This window comes from Moraxella bovoculi 237 (assembly GCF_000696305.2).
Taxonomy (GTDB): Bacteria; Pseudomonadota; Gammaproteobacteria; order Pseudomonadales; family Moraxellaceae; genus Moraxella; species Moraxella bovoculi.
This window is the reverse complement of record NZ_AOMT01000019.1, coordinates 1-19,719: the sequence shown is the minus strand read 5'-3', so window position 1 is coordinate 19,719 and position 19,719 is coordinate 1. Positions and strand designations below refer to the sequence as shown.

At 45.6% G+C, this 19,719-nt stretch carries 15 protein-coding genes and 1 tRNA gene; 2 read left to right on the top strand and 14 right to left on the bottom strand.

Annotation, left to right across the window (positions count from 1 at the left end):
* The first annotated feature begins 128 nt into the window (after positions 1-128).
* A complete protein-coding gene (locus MBO_RS04045; RefSeq protein WP_036364032.1) occupies positions 129-848 on the top strand; it encodes a dienelactone hydrolase family protein in 720 nt (239 codons plus the stop codon).
* A 72-nt stretch (positions 849-920) separates the two neighbouring features.
* Here MBO_RS04045 and MBO_RS04040 read toward each other — a convergent pair whose 3' ends face one another.
* The gene (locus MBO_RS04040; RefSeq protein ID WP_036364030.1) at positions 921-2,420 is read right to left on the bottom strand and encodes an aminoacyl-histidine dipeptidase; all 1,500 of its coding nucleotides are present in this window, start codon (positions 2,418-2,420) and stop codon (positions 921-923) included.
* Between the two features lie 112 nt (positions 2,421-2,532).
* Here MBO_RS04040 and MBO_RS04035 point away from each other — a divergent pair, with 112 nt between their 5' ends.
* Positions 2,533-3,348 carry a Cof-type HAD-IIB family hydrolase gene (locus MBO_RS04035; protein WP_197971988.1) on the top strand — a complete coding sequence of 272 codons (816 nt, stop codon included), beginning with the start codon at positions 2,533-2,535 and terminating at the stop codon, positions 3,346-3,348.
* 44 nt (positions 3,349-3,392) lie between these two features.
* Here the strand turns inward: MBO_RS04035 and MBO_RS04030 are convergent, their stop codons facing one another.
* The 13 genes from MBO_RS04030 to MBO_RS03970 form a co-directional block, all read right to left on the bottom strand.
* Complete coding sequence (locus tag MBO_RS04030; RefSeq protein WP_036364026.1) at positions 3,393-3,614, bottom strand: hypothetical protein; 222 nt, start codon at positions 3,612-3,614, stop codon at positions 3,393-3,395.
* A 201-nt stretch (positions 3,615-3,815) separates the two neighbouring features.
* On the bottom strand, positions 3,816-4,010 hold the full coding sequence (locus MBO_RS04025; protein WP_036364023.1) for a hypothetical protein: 195 nt from the start codon (positions 4,008-4,010) through the stop codon (positions 3,816-3,818).
* 123 nt (positions 4,011-4,133) lie between these two features.
* Entirely contained in the window at positions 4,134-5,495 is a 1,362-nt protein-coding gene (gene gorA, locus MBO_RS04020) for a glutathione-disulfide reductase (RefSeq protein ID WP_036364020.1), read from the bottom strand.
* 112 nt (positions 5,496-5,607) lie between these two features.
* The gene (gene serA, locus MBO_RS04015; protein WP_036364016.1) at positions 5,608-6,834 is read right to left on the bottom strand and encodes a phosphoglycerate dehydrogenase; all 1,227 of its coding nucleotides are present in this window, start codon (positions 6,832-6,834) and stop codon (positions 5,608-5,610) included.
* 204 nt (positions 6,835-7,038) lie between these two features.
* Positions 7,039-11,271 (bottom strand): DNA-directed RNA polymerase subunit beta', encoded by a 4,233-nt coding sequence (gene rpoC, locus MBO_RS04010; RefSeq protein ID WP_036364013.1) that lies wholly within the window; start codon positions 11,269-11,271, stop codon positions 7,039-7,041.
* 82 nt (positions 11,272-11,353) lie between these two features.
* Complete coding sequence (rpoB, locus tag MBO_RS04005) at positions 11,354-15,463, bottom strand: DNA-directed RNA polymerase subunit beta (RefSeq protein ID WP_036364010.1); 4,110 nt, start codon at positions 15,461-15,463, stop codon at positions 11,354-11,356.
* A 430-nt stretch (positions 15,464-15,893) separates the two neighbouring features.
* On the bottom strand, positions 15,894-16,265 hold the full coding sequence (gene rplL / locus MBO_RS04000; protein ID WP_036364007.1) for a 50S ribosomal protein L7/L12: 372 nt from the start codon (positions 16,263-16,265) through the stop codon (positions 15,894-15,896).
* A gap of 69 nt (positions 16,266-16,334) precedes the next feature.
* Positions 16,335-16,838: a 50S ribosomal protein L10 gene (gene rplJ, locus MBO_RS03995; RefSeq protein WP_036364004.1), complete on the bottom strand. Its 504-nt coding sequence runs from the start codon at positions 16,836-16,838 to the stop codon at positions 16,335-16,337.
* A gap of 341 nt (positions 16,839-17,179) precedes the next feature.
* Positions 17,180-17,881, bottom strand: a complete 702-nt coding sequence (gene rplA / locus MBO_RS03990) for a 50S ribosomal protein L1 (protein ID WP_036364002.1) — start codon at positions 17,879-17,881, stop codon at positions 17,180-17,182.
* Positions 17,881-18,312: a 50S ribosomal protein L11 gene (gene rplK / locus MBO_RS03985; protein WP_036364000.1), complete on the bottom strand. Its 432-nt coding sequence runs from the start codon at positions 18,310-18,312 to the stop codon at positions 17,881-17,883. The genes rplA and rplK overlap by 1 nt, the downstream gene beginning before the upstream one ends.
* Before the next feature lie 124 nt (positions 18,313-18,436).
* The gene (nusG, locus tag MBO_RS03980; RefSeq protein ID WP_036363997.1) at positions 18,437-18,970 is read right to left on the bottom strand and encodes a transcription termination/antitermination protein NusG; all 534 of its coding nucleotides are present in this window, start codon (positions 18,968-18,970) and stop codon (positions 18,437-18,439) included.
* A 13-nt stretch (positions 18,971-18,983) separates the two neighbouring features.
* Positions 18,984-19,463, bottom strand: coding sequence for a preprotein translocase subunit SecE (gene secE, locus MBO_RS03975; RefSeq protein WP_036363995.1), 480 nt, complete (start codon positions 19,461-19,463; stop codon positions 18,984-18,986).
* Positions 19,464-19,530: 67 nt separating this feature from the next.
* A tRNA-Trp gene (locus MBO_RS03970) sits at positions 19,531-19,606 on the bottom strand.
* Positions 19,607-19,719: the final 113 nt, after the last annotated feature.

The window sequence follows — 19,719 nt, the reverse complement described above, 5'->3', positions numbered from 1 at the left end:
AATTTCGATCATTGTAACAAAAAAGCACCATAAATTTAAGCCCAAACCCCATTGTCAAAGCCCAAAAATCCTGCTAGTCTAACGATAGTGATAGTTTTTTAATGATTTTAATTAACAAGGAGTGACCTATGACCACCCAGACCCTAACCACCATCGCCGCTGATGGCACTCGCCTATTAAGCCACGTCTGTCTGCCTAACACCGCGCCTGCTCGAGGTATCATCGTCGCACCTGAATGGTGGGGCGCAGAAGATACCCATCCAACAACTGTCGCAAAAGACCTCGCCAAGGCAGGCTTTGCCGCGGTCGTCTTGGATGTTTATGGGGAAGGCAAGCTAACCACCGATGCTGCACAAGCCAATGAATGGATGAGCGCCGTTCTTAATAACCCGAGCGAACTCATGGACAGATGTCGCCGCATTTATGAAGATTTTATCGCGTTAGATGAAGTGGATGGCGCACGCATTGGCGCGGTGGGCTATTGCTTTGGGGGTAAGCTTGCCCTTGATATGGCACGCACAGGCATCCCCTTAAAAGCCGTCGCCACTTTCCACGGCAACCCAACGCCCATCCAGCCTGCTGATGCGTCTTTTGGGGCAAAGGTGCTGGTGGCACATGGCGGTGCTGACAGCATGATTCCCATGAGCGCCATTGATGGCTTAAAAACCGAACTTGATCACGCTAATGTTGACTATCAGATTGATGTCTATGACGACGCCAAGCACGGCTTTACCAATCCATTGGCGGACAAGCGAGCAGCCAATAACGGCATCGATCTAGGCTATAACGAACATGCCGCCAAAGCCAGCTGGGATAAGATGCTGTCATTCATGAATGAATATGTATAACCTCTAACTAAAAAGCTTGTCGCAACGACAAGCTTTTTAGTTTATACAGCTAATCAATATCTTAGCATCCGATCACGTCCGAACTGGTGCGTTTTCCAGAATCTGCGTGAGCAGCTGCCAGTATGTCGCTACGCTGTCAACATGCACCATCTCCTGGGGTGAGTGGGCATTTTTGATGGTGGGGCCGATGGATACGATGTCCATGTCTGGGTGACTTTGTTTGATCAGACCGCACTCAAGCCCTGCATGAATCACCTTGATCTGTGGTTCATGAAGTATCTGCGCATAGAGCCGTGCGGTCAGCGGCGTGATGAATGACTGATCATCAGGATTCCATCCCACATAATCCCCTGTAAATTCAGCTGCTGCCCCCATAAGGCTCGCCAGATTATCCAAACTCGTGCAGATCGCCGCCTTACCCGATTCAACCAATGAGCGAATCAGCAGATTGGCAGATAGCCCTTGCTCATCAATGCTCGCCACCCCAAATGATAGCGAAGTCTCAACCGTATCCTCTGCTAAGTCAGACTGACGCACCACGCCACTCGGTAGCACATTTAACAGACGGATTGCCTTGGCGGTATCTTCATAAGTTAACGCAGTTCCTGCATGATCTGCGTCAGCCACCTGACACATCACATCAGGTTCTGCTCGCATCACCTCGTTACGCACCACATCAAATGACGCCTGCAACGCTGCTACAAGCTCATTACGACGATCAGATGAGAATACCAGATTAACGCTCGCCTCTCTAGGGATGGCGTTTCTTAATGTGCCACCTGTCAGCGTTTGGATAGCAAAATCACCATAAAACTTCGGCAACACTTCTGCCAAAACACGCGCCATCATCTTAATGGCATTGCCGCGATTCTTATGAATATCTAGCCCAGAATGACCGCCTTTTAGGCCTTTGATGGTAAAGCTAAGCGCATCACTAAAGCCGTGATTCGTCTGAGATAGTGGCAGATGAATATTCGACTCAATCCCGCCAGCACAGCCGATATATATCTCACCAATCTCCTCGGTGTCGGTATTTACCATCAGCTTCGACTGTAGCTCGCCTGCCTGCAGTCCGAACACACCCACCATTCCCGTCTCCTCGGTCATAGTCAAGAGCACTTCTATTTGTGGGTGCGCCAGATCGTCAGACTCTAGCGCCGCAAGGCAGCTTGCCATGCCAATGCCATTATCCGCGCCAAGCGTCGTGCCTGTCGCCATCAGCCAATCTTCATCATCAGGGTTGACTCTTAGCAGGATTGGATCAGTGCTAAAATCATGCGGCGTATCGGCATTCGCCTGAGGCACCATGTCAAGGTGTGCTTGTAGTGCGATAGATTCACGATCCTCCATGCCTTTGGTGGCAGGCTTAACGATGATGACATTACCCACATCATCACGGCGCACGGAAAGCCCTCGCGATTTCGCCCAGTCAACGATATGGTTTGCGATCGCCTCTTCATGGTAGCTTGGATGTGGGATTGCGCAGATCTTGGCGAACCATTGCCATAGCAGGCGCGGTTCTAGATTCTCAACCACAGATAGGTTCGTTTGATAGGCAGTATTATTAAGCATGGATTCTCCCATTGGGTCATAATTTAGCTAATTTTAGCACATTCTGCTGCAGTTTACACATTTCATCAATTCATCATGGTTTTATGATAGAATCTATGTAAATCCTTAAAAAATGACCGTCATGAAACCAACACCAAACACCCCAAAGATCATATTTTTTGACATTGATGACACCCTATACATCAAGTACGACAACTACATCCCAGACAGCACAAAAGCCGCGCTAAAAGCACTCAAAGACCAAGGCATCATCGTCGCCATCGCCACAGGTCGCGGCATGTGCGTGTTCCCACCTTGCATTAATGATTTGATTGATGAGGTTGGCATTGATTTATTTGTTACCATCAATGGGCAATATAATGAGTTTAGGGGCGAATTATTGACCCACTTCCCATTAAATTCACGACAAATCCAAGACACCACCCATTACCTAAAAACCAATCAAATCGCCCACGGCTACATGACCAAGGATGAAATCGTCGCCTTCGATGAGAACCAGTACATGAAGAATGCACTGCAATCATTGCACATCCCCTACCGTGTCGCTGACAACTTTGATTTTGCGACGCCCATTTATCAGATTTTGGCATTTTATGAAAATAACAAAAACGCCAGTACCACCTTACAAGATGGGCTAAACGATGACCTAAAAACCGTTCGCTGGCACATCTGTGGGTTGGATATTCTTGACAAACACGGCTCAAAGGCGCGCGGAATACAGGCGTTGCTGGATGCATTGGGATTAGACATGGCGGATGCATGGGCATTCGGCGATGGTCTAAATGACATCGAGATGCTCTCATCGGTCGGCTTTGGCGTGGCGATGGGTAACGCCCACCCCGACCTAAAAGCCGTGGCGGATTATGTGTGCCCACGCCATGATGACGATGGGATTTTAAAGGGATTGATGAAACTTAATATCATATAAAAACAGGATGGTGTTACCATCCTGTAATATTACCCACATTGGATTTACTTTAGCATTCGGCAAGTGATTTCATCACCATTTGAATCAAAACGTTCCAAATCATAAATGTATTCCTGGTTAAAATTATTAAAATCTTTGGCAATGATATAATTCATGATAATGCCACCGCTAAATGTCCCTGCTTCAAATCTTCTAACGGCGACATATAAAGGCTGATGTCCTTTCTTTTGCCATTTATAAAAATGCTGATATTCGCCACTTGCCATTCTGTTGCTATTGGTATCTACCGAGCAATTGGATTTGATTTTGGTAAGTTCTGCTTTATTAAATAATTGATGAAGGGTATAAACATTGGCACCGTTTTCACTTTCGGCATAAGCTTGTGAGGAGCTAAACTGGATGATTGTGGGCTTGCCTTTGAACCTGATGCGGATAAACTACCATATTTACCCATGCCACCATTGACATCATAGCTTGAAAAAGAAGGATTTTTTTTGTGGTTTTTTGTTATGCCATTTGATGTTGGGTATTTTGGCGACTTTATCCCAACTCCACTCTTCACCCTTTTTTAAGGCAAAATGGTTGGTTTGGGCATAAAAATTGGCTTTTGCCATTGCCAAAGTAGGTGTTAATAATAACGCCAAAATGACTGCTAAACGCATGAAAAATCCTTGATGTTGAGTTAAACTAAATAAATTCTAAAAAAATAAAAGAACAAATGCAAACCAAAAATAAAAAGACAAACCACCTGGGCAATTTGTCTTTTTTATTGATAAAACAAATACCTATCTCATCGTAACAAACTCTTCAGACCCTGTCGGATGAATGGCAACGGTGTTATCAAAATCACGTTTGCTCGCCCCCATTTTGATGGCGACAGCAAAGCCTTGAATCATCTCGTCCACGCCAAAGCCCACACCATGCAAGCCCACCACTTTTTCATCATCGCCTACGCACACCAATTTCATGCGACACGGCTCACGATGAGCGGTAATGGCAGAGTACATGGGCGTGAAGTTGGATTTATAGACCTTGACCTTGTCCGCCCCAAATTCATCAATGGCGTCTTTTTCGCTCATGCCGACCGTACCAATGGGAGGATGGCTAAACACGACCGTGGCGACATTGCTATAATCTAGGTGTTCATCGGGCTTATTGTTAAACAGGCGTTCGGACAGTCTGCGACCGCTCGCCACCGCCACAGGGGTCAGCTCAATGCCGTTTTCGATGATGTCGCCTACCGCATAAATGCCGTCCACCGTGGTGTTTTGGAATTTATCCACGATGATTTGCCCCTTTTCGTTGGTTGCCACGCCTGTTTTGTGCAAGTCAATGGCATCAGTCGCTGGCACACGCCCTGTCGCCCAAATCAGACAGTCCACATTTAGGGTTTCGCCATTGTCAAAATACACCGTCAGACCGTCATTTTTCTCAATTTTAACAGGATTTACGCCCGTATGGAACGTAACACCGTCTTTGACCATGACATCCTGCAAAACTTCTACAATATCTTTATCAAAACTCTTTAAAATACCGCTACGCACACACAAATGCGTATCCACGCCCAAGGCATTCATCACGCCTGCAATCTCAGCGCCAATGTAGCCACCGCCAACAATCGCCACCGATTTTGGTAGTTCGGTCAAATCAAAAAAACCGTCCGAGTCAATGCCATACTCCGCCCCCTCAATGTTTGGACGGTGTGGGCGACCGCCTGTGGCAATCAAAATATGGTCGGCGGTAATGGTCTCGGTCTCGCCATTGTCATGGCTGACTTCTACCGAATTTTTATCCAAAAATTTGGCAAAGCCGTTGATGAGCGTTACGCCATTTTTTTCAAAGGTGTTTTTATAAGATTGATGAATGCGGTTAATATAAGCGGTGCGGTTTTCAACGAGTTTGGCAAAATCAAAGTTTTTGACATCAAGCTCAAAACCATAATCAGGGGCGTAGTTGTGAATGGCGGTTGCCATGTTCGCTCCGTACCACAACACTTTTTTTGGCACACAGCCCACGTTAACGCACGTTCCGCCAACGTGTTTTGCTTCAATCACGGCAACTTTTTTACCGTACATACTGGCACGGTTAGCAGAAGCGATACCACCACTGCCACCACCGATGGTAATATAATCAAAATGTCTGGTCATGGTTATTTTCCTATCTATTTAGAAATTTGATTTATTATATCACAAAAAACCAAATCGCCTATGTCTAGACGATTTGGTTTTTTTAAACACTTAGATTTGATAAATGCGCAAATTAGAATAGCACGCGCACACGGATGGTCTCAGGCACAGCGCGCAGACGCTCCATCGCTTTGGCAGAATCGTTGTCATCAACGTCCATCACCAGATAGCCCACATCGCCACGAGTCATCAAAGACTGTGCAGCGATGTTAATGCCTGCATCAGCAAATGATGCGTTGATTTGCGATAATACGCCTGGCACGTTGCGGTGAATATGTAGCAGACGGTGTGTGCCTGCGGTGAACGGGATAGACACGTTCGGGAAATTAACCGCGCTGGTGGTGTCGCCTTGGTCAGAATATTTAACGAATTTCTCAGCAACTTCCAGACCAATGTTCGCTTGAGCTTCTTGAGTTGAGCCACCAACGTGAGGCGTTAGGATGACGTTGTCAAATTCACGAAGTGGTGATACGAACTCTTCATCAGCAGATTTTGGCTCTTTTGGGAACACGTCAATCGCCGCACCCAAGATTTTACCGCTCTTAAGCGCATCTGCCAATGCATCGATGTCCACACAGCCGCCACGAGCTGCGTTGATGAAGAACGCGCCGTCTTTCATTTTGTCAAATTCAGTCTTAGTCATCATGTTGCGCGTGCTTGGTAGGTCAGGCACGTGTAGCGTTACCACATCTGCTTTAGCAAATAGTTCATCCAAGCCACCTACCTGCACTGCGTTACCTAAAGGAAGCTTGGTAACAGCGTCATGATAGATGACATTCATGCCCAAGCTCTCAGCAAGTACTGACAATTGTGAACCGATAGAGCCATAGCCAACGATACCCATGGTCTTGCCACGCACTTCATGGCTGTCTTTGGCAGACTTGTTCCAGCCGCCACGGTGCACAACAGCGTTCTTCTCTGGCACTCCGCGCATCAGCATGATGGTCTCAGCCAACACCAACTCTGCCACCGAACGGGTGTTTGAATATGGTGCGTTAAATACAGGAATGCCTAATTCAAGCGCAGCATCTAGATCAACTTGGTTCGTGCCGATGCAGTAGCAGCCAATGGCGATAAGTTTTTCGGCAGCTTGTAGTACTTTGCGAGTTAATTGGGTGCGCGAACGAATGCCCACGAAATGTGCGTCTTTGATTTTTTCGATCAGTTCAGCTTCATCAAGGGCTGATTTGATGTATTCGATATTAGTATAGCCTGCAGCGTTCAATGTTTTTAGAGCGTTATCATGTACGCCTTCCAACAACAAAAAGCGAATTTTGTCTTTTTGAAGAGATAAAGTCATGGAAAAATCCTTAAAGAAGTAGCAAAGCGGAAAGGCAGTTATACACCGAATGTCCAAATTTTGCAATGCGCAATCATCAAATAACAGGAAATTTTCTGATGTCATCTTGAAAATATCCCACGTTATGCAAATACCGACTAAAACGCCATTTGCAATATTCTATGAACAAAAAAGCCCATCGTTGGATGAGCTTTTTTGCTTAAATCATTCGCTATCTTGACCGAGTTCGTCAGCGAATGCCTTAGCAAAGCTGTCTTCGGTTGGTAGATTTTCGCTGCTTGTTAGTAGCTCATCATCAAGCGCGATGTCATCAGCTGATGCATTACCTTCAAGTGCAAGCTCTGCCTTACGTTGGCGGTTTTGATGATAAGCCAGACCTGTACCTGCTGGGATCAGACGGCCCACAACAACGTTCTCTTTAAGACCTGTCAAGTCATCAACTTTACCCATGGTTGCAGCAGCGGTCAAGACACGGGTCGTCTCTTGGAACGATGCCGCTGAGATAAAGCTTTCGGTGGCCAGTGACGCCTTAGTAATACCTAGAAGCTGACGCTCGAATTGCACTGGGAATTTATTATTCGCCACCAGCTCTTCGTTCAACGCACGGATCTTCGTGTATTCTGCTTGGTCGCCCTTAAAGTAGCTAGAATCACCACCGTCGGTAACTTCAACTTTGCGCAGCATTTGACGTACGATAACTTCAATGTGCTTGTCGTTGATCTTAACACCTTGTAAGCGATAAACTTCCTGAACTTCGTTCACGATGTAGTTTGCCAAAGCGGTTTCGCCTTTTAGGCGTAGGATGTCATGCGGGTTCTGCGGACCGTCGGACACCACCTCACCACGCTCTACCGTCTCACCTTCAAAAACGTTGATTTGACGCCATTTTGGAATCAGCTCTTCGTGAACATTGCCTTCTTCGTCGGTGATGATGAAGCGGTTTTTGCCTTTGGTTTCTTTACCGAATGATACCACACCGCTCATCTCTGCCATGATGGCATGATCTTTTGGACGGCGCGCTTCGAACAGATCAGCAACACGTGGCAGACCACCAGTAATATCCTTGGTACCCGAGGTGGCTTGTGGCACACGACCAAGTACAGAACCTGCGGTTACTGTCTCACCTTCAGACACGCGAATCACCGTCTCAGCAGGCAGGAAGTAAACCACTTCTTTACCTTCTGTGGTATCTAGAATAATGGCTGGACGCAAGTCTTTGGCGATACTTGGACGGTCTTTACTTGCCAAGATCTCAAATGAGCTCATGCCTGTGGTTTCGTCAACTTTTACAGTAGCTGTCATGCCATCAGTGATGTCGCTAAAGCGAGCCGTACCTGCGAATTCTGTGATGATCGGATGAGTATGCGGATCCCATTTAGCGATCACATCACCCGCTGACACTTCTGCACCATCACGCACCAGTACGTTCGAGCCATAAGGCACCTTATAGCGCTCACGCTCACGGCCTTGGCTATCAGCAACGCCAATCTCAGCAGAACGAGATACGGTAACCAAGTGGCCATCGACATGCTCTACGGTCTTCATATTATGGAAGCGAACCGAACCGTTACTACCTACTGATACGCTGTTATCCACTGCTGCTGCCGATGCGGCACCACCCACGTGGAAGGTACGCATGGTAAGCTGGGTACCAGGCTCACCGATCGACTGTGCCGCCATGACACCTACAGACTCACCGATATTCACCAAGTGACCACGAGCCAAATCGCGGCCGTAACACTTAGCACACACACCATGGCTTGATTCACAGGTAATCACCGAACGTACATATACCTCATCAATCGCATTAGCGTCTAGCTTCTCAACCATGCGCTCATCGATCAACGTGCCTGCTGGTGCGGTCACTTCACCATCTACGTTTACCACGTCTTTGGCAGTAACACGGCCAAGTACACGATCACCCAAGCGTTCTACGATTTCACCACCGTCAATCACCGGAGTCATGCGCTGACCTGCATCCGTACCACAGTCGTCATGCGTAATCACTAAGTCCTGAGCTACGTCAACCAAACGACGAGTCAAGTAACCTGAGTTAGCGGTTTTCAAAGCGGTATCAGCAAGACCTTTACGCGCACCGTGCGTCGAGATAAAGTACTGCAGAACTGTCAGACCTTCACGGAAGTTCGCCTTAATTGGCGTCTCAATGATCGAGCCGTCTGGCTTTGCCATCAGACCACGCATACCTGCAAGCTGACGAATCTGGGTTGCGCTACCACGAGCACCAGAGTCTGCCATCATGTAGATTGAGTTGAATGATTTTTCTTTTTCAACTTCGCCATCTGCATTAACAACTTCATCAGTTGATAAGTTTTCCATCATCGCATTAGCGATTTTGTCAGAAGTACGAGACCAGATATCAACAACTTTGTTATAGCGCTCACCTGCAGTTACAAAGCCCTGCTCGAACTGTTGCTCAATCTCGCGTACTTCTGAGTCAGCGGCATCCATGATTTCTTTTTTGGTTGGTGGGATGACCATGTCTTCCATACCAATCGAGATGCCTGATAGAGTCGCTTGAGCGAAACCTAGATACATCAAATGGTCAGCGAATAGTACAGATTCTTTTACACCCAATTTACGATAGCAGGAGTTTAACAGCTTAGAGATGTTTTTCTTTGTCATCTCAGTGTTACACTCACTAAACGCCATACCTTCTGGCATGATGTTCCAGATCAACAGACGACCTGCAACGGTGTCTTTGATTTCGGTTTTGGTGGTTTTTTCACCTGTTTTTTCGTCTAAGATGGTCTCAGTAACACGCACTTTGATTTTGGCGTTTACAGACAAATCTTCAGAACCGATTGCACGCAAGGCTTCGTTCACGGTACTAAATACCATGTTCTCGCCTTTAGCATTTACATGGCTACGGCTGATGTAGTACAGACCCAAAACAACGTCCTGTGATGGTACGATGATCGGCTCACCGTTGGCAGGTGACAAGATGTTATTGGTAGACATCATCAACGCACGCGCTTCAAGCTGAGCTTCTAGGGTTAATGGCACATGTACCGCCATCTGGTCACCGTCGAAGTCGGCGTTAAATGCCGCACACACCAATGGGTGTAGCTGAATCGCCTTACCTTCAATAAGCACAGGCTCGAAAGCCTGTAAGCCCAGACGGTGAAGTGTCGGTGCACGGTTTAGTAGTACTGGATGTTCGCGGATGACGCTAGCCAGCATGTCCCAAACTGCAGGCTCTTCACGCTCTACCATTTTTTTGGCAGCTTTGATGGTCTGAGCGATGTTATTCTGAAGCAGCTTAGCGTAGGTGAATGGCTTGAACAGCTCCAACGCCATTTTCTTTGGCAAACCGCACTGATGTAGGCGCAATGTCGGACCTACCACGATGACCGAACGGCCAGAGTAGTCAACACGTTTACCCAATAGGTTCTGGCGGAAACGACCTTGCTTACCTTTGATCATGTCAGCAAGCGATTTTAGTGGGCGCTTGTTAGAGCCAGTAATCGCACGGCCACGACGACCGTTGTCAAGCAATGCATCCACCGCTTCTTGAAGCATACGCTTTTCGTTACGAACGATGATGTCAGGCGCGTTCAATTCCAAAAGGCGTTTTAGACGGTTGTTACGGTTGATCACACGACGATATAGATCGTTTAGATCAGACGTAGCAAAACGACCACCCTCAAGCGGTACCAGCGGACGTAGATCAGGGGGCAATACTGGCAATACAGTCATCACCATCCACTCTGGCTTGTTGCCAGAATCGCGGAAAGACTCTAGCAGCTGCAGGCGCTTAGACATCTTTTTAAGTTTGGTTTCAGAATTGGTTTGCGGAATTTCTGCACGCAATTCATCTATTTCGCCATCAACATCGATGTCTTTTAGTAGATCTTGAACCGCTTCAGCACCCATCTTAGCGATGAATTCATCACCATACTGCTCAAGTGCATTGAAGTACTCTTCATCATCAAGCAGCTGATACTTATCAAGACCAGTCATGCCAGGATCAGTTACGATGTAGCTTTCAAAATAAAGTACACGCTCAATGTCACGCAAAGTAATGTCAAGCAAGAGACCAATGCGGCTTGGTAGTGATTTTAGAAACCAGATGTGTGCCACAGGGCTAGCAAGCTCAATATGACCCATACGATCACGGCGAACTTTTGCCGCGGTTACTTCAACGCCACATTTTTCACAGATGATGCCTTGGAATTTACGGCGTTTGTATTTGCCACACAGACACTCAAAATCCTTCACAGGGCCGAAGATTTTGGCGCAAAACAGTCCATCACGCTCAGGCTTAAAAGTGCGGTAGTTGATGGTTTCAGGTTTTTTAACCTCACCATGCGACCAAGATTTGATGGTGTCAGGACTTGCCAAAGAGATTTGAATGCTGTCAAACTCTTTAATGCCGTTATCGGCAGGGCCTTTCATGATGTCTAATAAATCTTTCAAAAGGTTTCTCCGTTATATTCGTCAATTCGGTGCGCCCAAGCGTTATCGGAACGCTTGGGCAAATGCTATCGTCTGGGCTGACTTATTTTTTCTTTTCTTTTAAGTCAATGTTAATGCCCAGCGATCGAATCTCTTTGGTCAATACATTAAACGACTCTGGCATACCTGGGTTCATGTACTGTTCGCCATCAACGATGTTCTTGTACATGCGGGTACGACCTTCAACGTCATCTGACTTCACAGTGAGCATCTCTTGTAGCGTGTAAGTCGCACCGTATGCTTCAAGTGCCCAAACCTCCATCTCACCGAAACGCTGACCACCGAACTGAGCTTTACCACCAAGCGGCTGCTGAGTAACAAGACTGTACGAACCCGTTGAACGAGCGTGCATCTTATCATCAACCAAGTGGTTCAATTTCAGCATGTACATGTAACCCACAGTCACAGGACGGTCGAATTTCTTACCGGTACGTCCATCATACAGAGTCTGTTGTCCTGACTTATCAAGTCCTGCAAGCTCAAGCAATTCTTTGATTTGAGTTTCTTTGGCGCCATCAAAAACTGCTGTGCCCATCGGTACGCCTGCACGTAGATTCTCGGCCATTGCCATGATGTCTTCGTCAGACAAGCTGTCTAGATCAACTTGCTCGCCACCAACTTTGTTATAAATCTTATCTAAGAATTCACGAAGTTCGCCAACAGCTGCTTGAGCGCGCATCATCTCGTTGATCTTGTCACCAAGGCCGCGAGCTGCCATACCAAGGTGAGTCTCTAGAACCTGACCGATGTTCATACGTGATGGTACGCCCAGAGGGTTAAGTACAATATCAACAGGGTTGCCTTTCTCGTCATATGGCATGTCTTCAACAGGCATGATACGCGATACAACACCCTTGTTACCGTGACGACCTGCCATCTTGTCACCAGGCTGGATACGACGCTTAACTGCCAGATAAACTTTAACGATCTTTTGAACGCCATGCGCAAGATCATCACCCGCTGTTAGCTTGCGTTTTTTCTCAGCGAACTTATTGTCGATGTCTTTTTGCTTGTCGCTTAGGTATTCGGCGATCTGTGTCAAACGCTCAGACACCTCTTCTTCCGCAGGCTGGATGTCAAGCAGATTTTCAAGAGATAGATTCTCAAGATCAGCTGCTGACAATACCGTGCCTGCCTTAAAGCCAGAACCACCACTGATGGTCTTACCTTCTAGTAGATGTACGATACGACCGCGAGCAGCCGCTTCGAAGATGTTTAGCTCTTCTTTTAGGTCTTTACGATAGTCATCAAGCATCGCTTTTTCGATGGCTTTGGCGCGGCTGTCTTTTTCTAGACCATCACGGGTAAAGACTTGTACATCAATGACTGTACCCTTAGTTGAAGATGGTACACGTAAAGACGTGTCTTTCACATCAGCAGCTTTCTCACCGAAGATAGCACGGAGCAGTTTTTCTTCTGGAGTTAATTGGCTCTCACCTTTTGGAGTAACTTTACCCACCAAGATATCGCCAGCATCTACTTCAGCACCAATATAAACAATACCCGCTTCGTCAAGGTTTGCAAGTGCTGCCTCACCAACATTTGGAATATCACCAGTGATCTCTTCAGGGCCAAGCTTGGTATCACGAGCGACACAAGTTAGCTCTTGGATGTGAATGGTTGTGAAGCGATCTTCTTGAACAACACGCTCAGATAATAAGATCGAGTCTTCGAAATTATAACCATTCCAAGGCATGAACGCCACACGCATGTTCTGACCAAGTGCAAGCTCACCCAGATCTGTCGAAGGACCATCTGCCAAAATATCACCACGAGCGATTACATCACCTTCATTGACGATGATGCGCTGGTTGATACAAGTGTTTTGGTTAGATCGGGTATATTTGATTAGATTATAAATATCAATACCTGCTTCGCCTGCGACCATCTCTTCTTCGTTAACACGCACGATAACACGGCTGGCATCAACCTCTTCGATCACACCGCCACGCTTAGCAACCACGCAAACACCGCTGTCGCGCGCTACGTGACGCTCCATGCCTGTACCTACAAGCGGCTTATCAGATCGCAAAGTCGGTACCGCCTGACGTTGCATGTTCGCACCCATCAAGGCACGGTTAGCATCGTCGTGCTCTAGGAATGGAATCAGCGAGGCCGCCACCGATACAACCTGACGTGGCGATACGTCCATGTGGGTTACTTTATCAACGCCCATACGTACCGACTCACCTTGATAGCGCACCATCACCATCTCTTCGGTCAGCTCGCCATTTTCGTTCATTGGCGAGTCGGCCTGTGCGATGACAGAACCTACTTCTTCGATGGCAGACATGTATTCGATGTCATCAGTCACTTTACCATCGATAACACGGCGGTAAGGCGTCTCTAGGAAGCCAAAGTTATTGGTCTTAGCAAATACTGCTAATGAGTTGATCAGACCAATGTTTGGACCTTCAGGTGTCTCGATCGGACATACACGGCCGTAGTGAGTGTTATGTACGTCACGCACCTCGAAACCTGCACGCTCACGGGTCAGACCGCCAGGACCAAGCGCAGAAACACGGCGCTTATGAGTAATCTCTGACAGTGGGTTGTTTTGGTCCATGAACTGAGACAGCTGTGAAGAACCAAAGAATTCTTTGATAGATGCCGCCACAGGCTTAGAATTAATCAAATCTTGTGGTGATAGGTTGTCAGATTCAGCAGTGGTTAGACGCTCTTTGACAGCACGCTCAACACGAGCCAAACCGATACGGAACTGATTCTCGGTCATCTCACCAACAGAACGAATACGACGGTTACCCAAGTGGTCAATGTCATCCACTTCGCCACGACCATTGCGAATTTCGATCAGCTCTTTTAGTACGTCGATGATGTCTTGATTTGACAATACGCCTTGATCGCGCTGAACATCAATGTCATCAGTCTCAACAAATTCACGACCCAAACGACGGTTGAACTTCATACGACCAACGTTAGACAGATCATAACGCTCTTGACTAAAGAACATTTGCTCAAATAGCTTCTCAGCAGTCTCTAACGTTGGTGGCTCGCCTGGACGCATGACTTTATAGATCTCGATCAGCGCTTCTTCACGGCTCATTACAGTGTCAGCACGTAATGTATCAGCGATATAAGCACCGTGGTCGATGTCGTTGGTAAATAGAATCTTAAAACCTTTAATGTTCTTATCGGCTAATTTAACCAAAAGCTCATGGTCAATTAACGTGTTCGAACGAGCGATTACTTCATCGTGATAAACGATGTCCTCTGCCAAAATACGCTCATATAGATATTCATCAGGCACGGCAAGTTTGGTCATACCAGAGGCAACGATTTCTTTGATGCGGCGGGCATTGATACGCTTGCCTTGCTCAACGATCACCTTGCCATCTGGTGATACGATGTCAAACTGAGCCATCTCGCCTTGCAAACGTTCAGCCACCAGCTCAACTTCAAAAGACCCTTCACCTTTATAAACTTCAACTGTGTCAAAGAAAGTCTCTAGGATCTGCGCAGTATCCATACCAATAGCGCGCAAGATGATGGTCGCAAGTAGCTTACGGCGGCGGTCGATACGTGCGTATACTAGGTCTTTAACATCAAATTCAAAATCAAGCCATGAGCCACGGTAAGGAATGATACGTGCATTGTAAAGCACTTTACCGCTTGAGTGTGATTTACCCTTATCATGATCAAAGAACACACCTGGCGAACGGTGTAGCTGCGATACGATCACACGCTCAGTACCGTTGATAATAAAAGTACCATTATCCGTCATTAGCGGGATTTCACCCATAAACACACTTTGTTCGCGGATGTCTTTGATTGCCGCTTTAGAATCTTTGTCTTTGCTGTCTTTATCTTTGATGATTAGACGGATTTTTACGCGCAAAGGTGCAGCGAAGGTTGAGCCACGCATGATACATTCACGCTCGTCAAACTCAGGCTCACCCAAATAGTACTCGACAAACTGAAGCTCAGCGTTGCCAGAATGGCTGGTGATGGGGAAAATAGACGAGAAAGCCGCTTGTAAGCCCACATTTGCACGGGCTTTTGGCTTTTTATGCTCTTGCAAAAACTGCTCGTAAGAATCTACTTGGATTGCCAATAGATATGGCACATCCATGACGTCTGGAAGTCTAGAAAAACTTTTACGAATGCGTTTCTTTTCGGTATAAGAATAAGCCATTAAGATTCCTTACGTTAAGTTAACTTGGCGCACCGCGATTATCACAGCAACACCGTTAAATAAAAGACAATTTCAACCATCTGTAAACATCATGGACATTTTAAATTATTAGAATATCCATCACAAAAAAGTCAAAAAACACCATCAGCACGCCCCTACTGCATGCCAATAAAAACCCCACACACAACAAAGCGCCAAATACCAGAAGTATTTAGCTTAAATTTGGTTATTACAAATTAGGTCGTTTTGCATAGGGTGTGTTTGTCCTTTTGCATTGTACTCACCTATAGCGCTTAAGATAAGTACAAAAGGTCAAATACTAAATTATAATAAAAAAAAGCCAATAATGCAAGTGCAAAATTGGCTTTTTGATAAATAATTAGTTGTTTTCAATATCGCTTAGGCAGCGATTGGTTGAAAGCTATCTAAATTATTTAAGTTCAACGCTCGCGCCAGCTTCTTCAAGCTTCTTCTTAAGCTCTTCAGCTTCAGCTTTAGATGCGCCTTCTTTAACAGTTTGTGGAGCACCTTCAACTAGATCTTTAGCTTCTTTTAGACCTAGACCAGTTACTTCACGTACTACTTTAATAACAGCTACTTTCTTGTCGCCACCGCTGGTGATAACAACGTTGAAGTCGTCTTTTTCTTCAGCTGCCGCTGCTTCACCGCCAGCTGCTGGAGCTGCTGCTAGTGCAGCAGCAGATACACCAAATTTTTCTTCCATCGCAGAGATAAGCTCAACGATTTCCATTACTGATTTTTCCGCGATCGCGTCTAGGATTTGTTCGTTAGTTAGTGGCATAGCAATTGTTCCTATGAAATAAAAATGTTAATTGTAAAAAACGAATAATTTTAAAAGTTAAAAATAAAATTATGCCGCTTCTGCTTGCAACTTGTCGCGTAGAGCAGCTAGAGTACGGGCAAGTTTGCCTGCTGCTGCTTCTTTCATTGTGCCCATTAGACGTGCAATAGCTTCGTCGTAAGTAGGTAGAGTTGCAAGTTTATCGATTGATTTAGCGTCAATAAATTCGCCTTCAAAAGCTGCGCCTTTGATCTCGAACTTGTCATTGCCCTTTGCAAATTCTTTGAACAGACGTGCTGCTGCACCTGGGTGTTCATTTGAGAATGCAATTAGAGTAGGACCAACGAATACATCGTTCATGCAAGCAAAGTTAGTGTCTTCTAGCGCGCGACGTAATAGAGTATTACGAACGATACGCATATCAACACCTGCTGCACGAGCCGCTTTACGAAGTTCGGTCATCTGTGCTACTGTTACGCCGCGAGAATCGGCAACAACAGCAGAGAGCGCACCTTTGGCAGCTTCATTTACTTCAGCAACAATTGCTTGTTTGTCTTGAAGATTTAGTGCCATGGGTTGTCTCCATATTTATTATCTGCAACTGCAAATAATAAGCAAATTTCACAAATCACAAAGTGATCTGCACCAAATACGGTGACTTGTCGTCTTACCGTCTGCGTAGGCTGATGATTTTATTCATCGATTATGTCATTGCTTGAGAACAATCAATGACACCTACGGTCTTAGACAGCACAACCCGCTGTGCTGAACTAATAAATTCTGTTTTACCAATAAACTTAAATACGGGGAAATTCATTGATAAATACGCTATTATAAGCGAAAAATACGACAAATCAAGTAAAATCTATGTTTTTCTTAGGTTTGTGTATTTCACGCTCATAAATTGGGCAGGATTATTTGTTCGCACGGTGTGGAACTGGATCAATTGCGAGACCAGGGCCCATGGTGCTAGACAAAGTAATCTTCTTGATGTAGATACCTTTAGAGGTAGCCGGCTTAGCACGTTTAAGATCGTTCAACAACGCAGTAGCGTTTTGTTCGATTTGCTCGCCAGTAAAGCCTATTTGACCGATAGAAGCGTGGATGATACCAGCTTTGTCTACACGGTATTGAGCCTGACCTGCTTTGGTGTTTTTAACAGCAGTCGCTACATCAGCAGTTACTGTACCAACTTTAGGGTTTGGCATAAGACCACGTGGACCTAGGATGGTACCCAGTTGACCAACAACGCGCATCGCATCTGGAGAAGCGATTACTACGTCAAAGTCAAGGTTACCAGCTTTGATGCTGTCAGCCAGATCTTCAAAGCCTACAACATCCGCACCAGCTTCTTTAGCAGCGTCAGCAGCAGCGCCTTGAGCGAATACAGCAACACGCTTAGTTTTGCCAGTACCTGCAGGTAGGTTGGTTGCGCCACGAACTACTTGATCAGATTTACGCGGGTCAATGCCTAGGTTGATCGCGATGTCGATAGACTCTTTGAATTTAGCCGCTGGCAAATCATTTAGAATCGCAACCGCTTCTTCGATGGTGTATAGTTTGTTGCCATCAACTTTCTCGTTGATTAGCTTTTGACGCTTAGTTAGCTTAGCCATTACACACCCTCCACATTTAGACCCATTGAGCGTGCAGTACCTGCGATGGTACGGATTGCAGCTTCAAGTTCAGCAGCGGTCAGATCTGCCTCTTTAGTTTTTACGATTTCTTCTAGTTGCGCACGAGTCACAGTACCAACTTTATCTTTGTTAGGTACACTTGAGCCTTTAGCAACACCAGCTGCTTTACGCAGTAGAACTGCCGCAGGTGGCGACTTCATTACGAAAGTGAAAGACTTATCGTTAAAAACGGTAATTACAACTGGAATTGGCAAGCCTGGTTCAAAGTTAGCAGATGCTGCGTTGAACTCTTTACAGAACGCCATGATATTAACACCTTTTTGACCCAATGCTGGACCAATTGGTGGTGATGGGTTTGCCTTACCAGCAGGCACTTGTAGCTTGATGTAGCCATCAATCTTCTTTGCCATGAAATATACTCCAATGGTGGGTAGTAACGCTAAAAATTAGCTCCCCAATGTTATGAATTAGATTATCTAATTCGACGAAAAGCCCCGAGCAACGCTCAGAGCCAAAGAATCTATTATAGCAAGATTATACGATTTTTTCAACTTTTGTGAATTCAAGCTCAACTTCGGTTGGGCGATTGAACACACTAACAGTTAAGTGCAGCTTGGATTTGTCATAATCTACTTTCTTGACAAGTCCTTTAAAATCAGTAAATGGACCGTCAATCACAAGCACTTCCTCACCCGGCTCAAACATTGTCTTAGGACGAGGTGCATCGCTGCCTTTTTGAATACGATTCAGAATACGATCTGCTTCAACTTGAGTGATTGGCGCTGGATGCTCCGGCGTGCCACCGATAAATCCTGTGATGTTCGGGCAACTTCTTACGATGTGCCAAGTATCCTCATTCATGTCCATATTAATTAGGACATAGCCAGGGAATAATTTATGTTCAACAGTGCGTTTTTTACCTTCACGCATTTCAATGACTTCTTCGGTTGGCACCAAAACATCACCAAAAGAATCGGCAAATTCACTGCGCTTAATACGCTCGATTAGTGAGCGCTGAACTTGTTTTTCGTAACCAGAAAATGCTTGGATAATATACCAACGCATCACATCACCCCATGAATTAATTTAAAATAAAACCAATAATCTTATTAAAAATATTGTCAAGCAACCAGATGATAAAACCAATAATAATCATCGCCAGAATCACTTGCCATGTATAACGGAAAGTCTCATCTTTACTTGGCCAAGTCACACGGCGCAATTCGATGCCCGCGTCTTTTAATAGCGTCTTAAAAGCGCGACCTTGATTGGTAAATACCAGACAGATAATGGCAAAAACAACCAAAGCAACTGTAATACCCAGCTGCACCCAAACATTATTACCTTGTGCCCAATATCTTGGCAGGTATTCCGTCACCAAGGTAGCACTAATTAAAGAAACGATTGCCAATAGCCACAGAATATAGTCTTTGGCTGAGCGTCTTTTAGCAACCTCAACAACGTTTTCTTTAGAGATAGTGACAGACTGTTTTTGCTGAGCTGGACCATTTGACGCCACAGTTTCAGCTTGGGTATCAAAATTATCTTTATTATCGCTCATGCAGGAATTTGCCTTGGAGTGACCAATTTTTTTATAAAATTAAAATAATGGCATGGAAAATATAAGATGGCAGGCGATGAGGGACTCGAACCCCCAACCCTCGGTTTTGGAGACCGATGCTCTACCAATTGAGCCAATCGCCTAAGGAGTTAAGGACTGCTATTATAGCAAATATTTTTTTAAATACAAGCATTTTTATCTTAAATCACAAAATTTTTATCAATCTTGTCGATGAGCATTAATTGAAAAATTCCCC